The organism is Burkholderia sp. BCC1977 (genome assembly GCF_905339595.1).
In the GTDB taxonomy this organism is placed as follows: Bacteria; Pseudomonadota; Gammaproteobacteria; order Burkholderiales; family Burkholderiaceae; genus Burkholderia.
This window is the reverse complement of record NZ_CAJPGQ010000101.1, coordinates 1-3,886: the sequence shown is the minus strand read 5'-3', so window position 1 is coordinate 3,886 and position 3,886 is coordinate 1. Positions and strand designations below refer to the sequence as shown.

The following is a 3,886-nucleotide window of genomic DNA, read 5'->3' as shown; positions in this document are numbered from 1 at the left end:
CTGCGTGCGCAACGCGCTCCCACACGCCTTTGCGACGCCACCGAGAGAAGCGCATGTACACCGTATGCCATCGTCCGAATTCCTTCGGCAGATCGCGCCACGGGCAACCGGTCCGACCAATCCACAGAACCGCTTCGATAAACCAGCGATTGTCGGTCGCCGTTCGCCCTGGATCGCCTTCCTTGCCCGGCAACACCGATTCGATTCGTACCCATACCTCGTCGCTCAATAACGTTCGAATCATCTTGGCCTGCTCGCGCAAAAGACAAGATGTAAACACATTTCATTGAATGTAAACAGACCCTAGCAACCACGCATCCGCGACGCAGCGCCCGGATTCACGCTGGGCTTCCGCGCACCGATCGCGCGGCGTGCCCGCCCGTGCCGCGCCGGCACGGCTACGACTCAGTCGCCGGCAAGCGCCCGCTCGCTGAGCCATTTGACAAGCATTCGAGTGACGAATGCTGAGTTCTTCAGCTTGGAAATATGGCCCGCACCGGGCACGAGCGCATACGGGCAGCCAATTACGCCGGCCATCCGTTCAGTTTCGGCTAGCGGCCGCCCGACGTCGTTCGCGCCACACATCAGCAAAGTGCGCTCGCCGTCGAGCGCTGCAAGCATCGACAGGATGTCCGGGCGGCTGAAGAAAGGCCGTCCGAGTGGACGATCGACTGCCGCAGGCGAGTTTCCGGAAGATTCGCGAACGCGTTGCGAAACGCGACCGGCCCAGCGCCCGCCAGGTCGGCGCCCGGCCGGAAAACAGCGGCACGATCGCATCGAGCAGCAGTTGCGCGATCCGGCCGGCAGCCTCGATCGCGTCGAGCATATGGTAGTAGCGCGTGCGGGGCGCGTCGGGCTCGGCTTCAAGCGACGTGTCGATCATTACGAGCGCGCGCACGCGTTTCGGCTCGCGAAGCGCGAGCCGTGCGCCCCACATGCCGCCGACGCTGAGACCGACGAACGCGCATCGCTCGGTACCCCGCGCATCGAGGAACGCGCTCGTCTGCTCAGCCAAGTCGCCCAACGTGCACGTGCCATTGGGAAGCGGACCCGACTGCCCGTGCCCCCACAGATCCGGAACTATCACGCGATAGATGCACGACAGTACATCTATCTGGGGCGCCCACAACGAAGCGTTCCACAGGTAGCTGCGTCCGAGGAGCACCGGGAATCCGGTGCCGTGTTCCTGATAGTACAACGCGCTGCCTTGAACGACTTGTGTAAGCATCTCGCCTCCGAACGTTACAACATATGTCGCGCACAGCGCGCGGGCCGGAGACGGCACACGCCCATTTGACCTGCATCGAATCATGCAGCGGCTTCCAATCCCGCCGCACGGACGGCAGCCTGTGTGCGGTCGGTCACCCCGAGCTTATGCAGAATTCGCTCGACATGGCTCTTGATCGTGCCCTTCGTGACTCCGAGTTCTACCGCGATTTCTGCATTGGTCAGGCCGCGTGGCAACAGCGCAAACACCTGCCTTTCCCGCGGCGTCAGCGTGGACAGGCGCTCGCCGACGTTTGACATGCGCCGCGCATGCCTGTGCGCCGTCGTTTGCAATGCCGCAGTAAGCATCACGCCGAGCACCTGCAACGCCGCCAGATCCTCGGTACTCGGCCACGGTGCCGCGCGCGGCGCGAGCAGCACCAGCACGCCGGCGCATCGACCGCCCGCGCGCAACGGTACCAGCACGTCGAATCCGGCGGAAGACGTCGCACGCATGGGCGGGCAACTCGCTGCGGACCAGCGGACCAACGGCTGCGAAACCGATCGTGACGCGAACTCTATGACGAACCCGTCCAACAATCGAGTGCCGACGGCCAGCGCATCGCCGCGGCTTGCGAGAACCTCCGGAAATCCGCCGTCGACGCAAGCTATCAGGCCATCGCTCAGCGACAGCAAGCCGAGCGCCATCTCCAGCACAATATCCAGGACGACGCCTCCATTCGCGGAACCGAGCACAGCCCCCGCAGCGGTCAGCGTGTGCAGACGCGACGCACCCGCCGCGCAATAGTATTCGACTTGGGCCGCCATGTCGTTTCCAGACAACTCAGCTAAGGCGATCATCGGAATAATCGCGGCATGTGGCCTTCTCCGCCATCCGGCATAGCCGGCCTCTGTCAGACGGCGGATTCGGCGCGGCGAAACTGCTGGCAGACTGAGCGTGTCGCCAATTGCGACACGAAAAACCTCCCTCGTCTACTGGATACCCGCAATGAAGCACTTCATCATCGCTGCTGCCCTGCTCGCAAGCCACGCGGCATTTGCGATCAATGTACAGACCCCGCAGATCTTTCATCAGCATGCGTCCGCGCCGACCGATGCGCGCGACGCCGAGATTGCGTCGCTGTTCGACCGCTGGAACTCGGCGCTCGCGACTGGCGACGCCGACGCCGTGACGCGGCTGTACGCACCCGACGGCGTGCTCGAGCCGACAGTGTCGAACCAGGTGCGCACGACACCCACCGAGATCCGAAGCTACTTCGTCAAGTTCCTCAAGATGAAGCCGCGCGGCACCATCAACTTTCGGCAGATTCGTTGGCTGGGCGACGATGCGGCGGTCGATACCGGCATCTATACGTTCGACCTCGTAAAGGACGGAAAGCGACAGCAGGTTCATGCGCGTTATACCTACGTTTACAAGAAAGTCGACGGCGAATGGAAGATCCTGAATCACCACTCGTCCGCGATGCCCGAGGCATTGCACTGACGGGTCGCAACGCGGTCGCTGCCGGCTCCCGGCCGGCGGCCGTGCGCGCCCGCCTATCGATCACAGCCGACCACTCGCGAACCACAATGGCTACGACAAGCACGCGTGATCAATGCCGTTCAGTGAAGAACTCCACGCGCTCGGCCCTCGCGTAGCCGATAAGCAGCACAACCCGTGCATACGTCGACAGTAGGAAGCAGTCACTTACAAATGCGACGGTCCCTTCCGGTTTCACTTGACAGCGGATGAACTGCCAATCGGCTGGCCCGACGGGTCGCCGGCGCGTGTGGGTCGGCAAACGAACATGCCATCCGGCGTTATCCGGTACGCGTCGATGATCAGCCCGTCACATATGGTGCCCGGCGTTGTCGTCGTGCTAGCCGGCGCGCCTTTTTGCAAGTCGACAGTGAGCGAGACACTGGCTCCGCGAGTTAGCGCACCCATCACTTCAGCGAATCTCGGCAGCGGTATTTCCCTGTCCGCTGAATACAGCTAGACACGGAACGAACACGGACAATGCGACGAGCAGTTTCTGCACGTAACGACCTGCAAACAAGTCGCGAAATCTGACGTCGATTCTGCCGAGATCCAAGCCGTTTGGGCGATGTTGTGAAGATTGTTGAATATCAGTGGACAGCAGGTGCGTCTCAAACGGCCATCTTGCGTGGAAAATCGGTTCCTGGCGTTCCGCCCCTAAAAGGCCAGTTCAAAAAGGCCGCTCAGATCGGCTGAAGATGTTCCAGCAGACGAGTGAGCAGGCTAGTTTGAGGAATGCTTCGTGAATGTCAGATCGGCGTTCGAAGCGAATGCGAAGACGACGGAAACCATGGAGCCACGAATGAGTCCGTTCGACGACCCAACGGAATTTGCCGAGGCCGCTGCCGTGTTCGGTGTGGCGCCTGGCGATGACCGGTCTGATGCCGCGCTCGCGAAGTCAGCGGCGATGCGAGTCGGAATCGTAGCCACGGTCGGCGTAGATGACCTTGGGCTTGCGAAGCGGTCGGCCGCGAGTGCCGCGAATCGGCGGGATCGCGTCGACCAGCGGCAGCAGTTGCGTGACATCGTTGCGGTTCGCGCCGGTCAGGATCGCGCTGACAGGAACACCGTTCGCGTCTACGAGGACGTGGTGTTTGGACCCCGGTCGTGCGCGATCGGTGGGGTTTGGCCCAGTTTTTG

Annotated in this window: 5 protein-coding genes and 1 pseudogene; 1 reads left to right on the top strand and 5 read right to left on the bottom strand. The window is 62.3% G+C overall.

Annotation, left to right across the window (positions count from 1 at the left end):
- The 3 genes from U5771_RS34715 to U5771_RS34705 all read right to left on the bottom strand — a co-directional run.
- The coding region (locus U5771_RS34715) for a transposase (protein WP_322028119.1) at positions 1–244 on the bottom strand (244 nt) is incomplete at its 3' end.
- A gap of 297 nt (positions 245–541) precedes the next feature.
- Positions 542–1,228 (bottom strand): alpha/beta fold hydrolase, encoded by a 687-nt coding sequence (locus U5771_RS34710; RefSeq protein WP_322028118.1) that lies wholly within the window; start codon positions 1,226–1,228, stop codon positions 542–544.
- An 80-nt stretch (positions 1,229–1,308) separates the two neighbouring features.
- The gene (locus U5771_RS34705; RefSeq protein WP_322028117.1) at positions 1,309–2,034 is read right to left on the bottom strand and encodes a helix-turn-helix transcriptional regulator; all 726 of its coding nucleotides are present in this window, start codon (positions 2,032–2,034) and stop codon (positions 1,309–1,311) included.
- Between the two features lie 181 nt (positions 2,035–2,215).
- On the opposite strand from U5771_RS34705, the gene U5771_RS34700 reads away from it, so the two are divergent.
- Positions 2,216–2,710: an SgcJ/EcaC family oxidoreductase gene (locus tag U5771_RS34700; protein WP_322028116.1), complete on the top strand. Its 495-nt coding sequence runs from the start codon at positions 2,216–2,218 to the stop codon at positions 2,708–2,710.
- 231 nt (positions 2,711–2,941) lie between these two features.
- On the opposite strand, the gene U5771_RS35680 is transcribed toward U5771_RS34700, so the two are convergent.
- Complete coding sequence (locus tag U5771_RS35680) at positions 2,942–3,175, bottom strand: VirK family protein (RefSeq protein WP_415859472.1); 234 nt, start codon at positions 3,173–3,175, stop codon at positions 2,942–2,944.
- Between the two features lie 241 nt (positions 3,176–3,416).
- Positions 3,417–3,886: pseudogene (locus U5771_RS34695) on the bottom strand (IS5 family transposase); the annotation flags it as partial.

Coding starts and splice junctions, on each gene's coding strand:
- U5771_RS34710 (WP_322028118.1), bottom strand. CDS start 1,228: ATGCTTACACAAGTCGTTCAAGGCAGCGCGTTGTACTATCAGGAACAC.
- U5771_RS34705 (WP_322028117.1), bottom strand. CDS start 2,034: ATGGCGGCCCAAGTCGAATACTATTGCGCGGCGGGTGCGTCGCGTCTG.
- U5771_RS34700 (WP_322028116.1), top strand. CDS start 2,216: ATGAAGCACTTCATCATCGCTGCTGCCCTGCTCGCAAGCCACGCGGCA.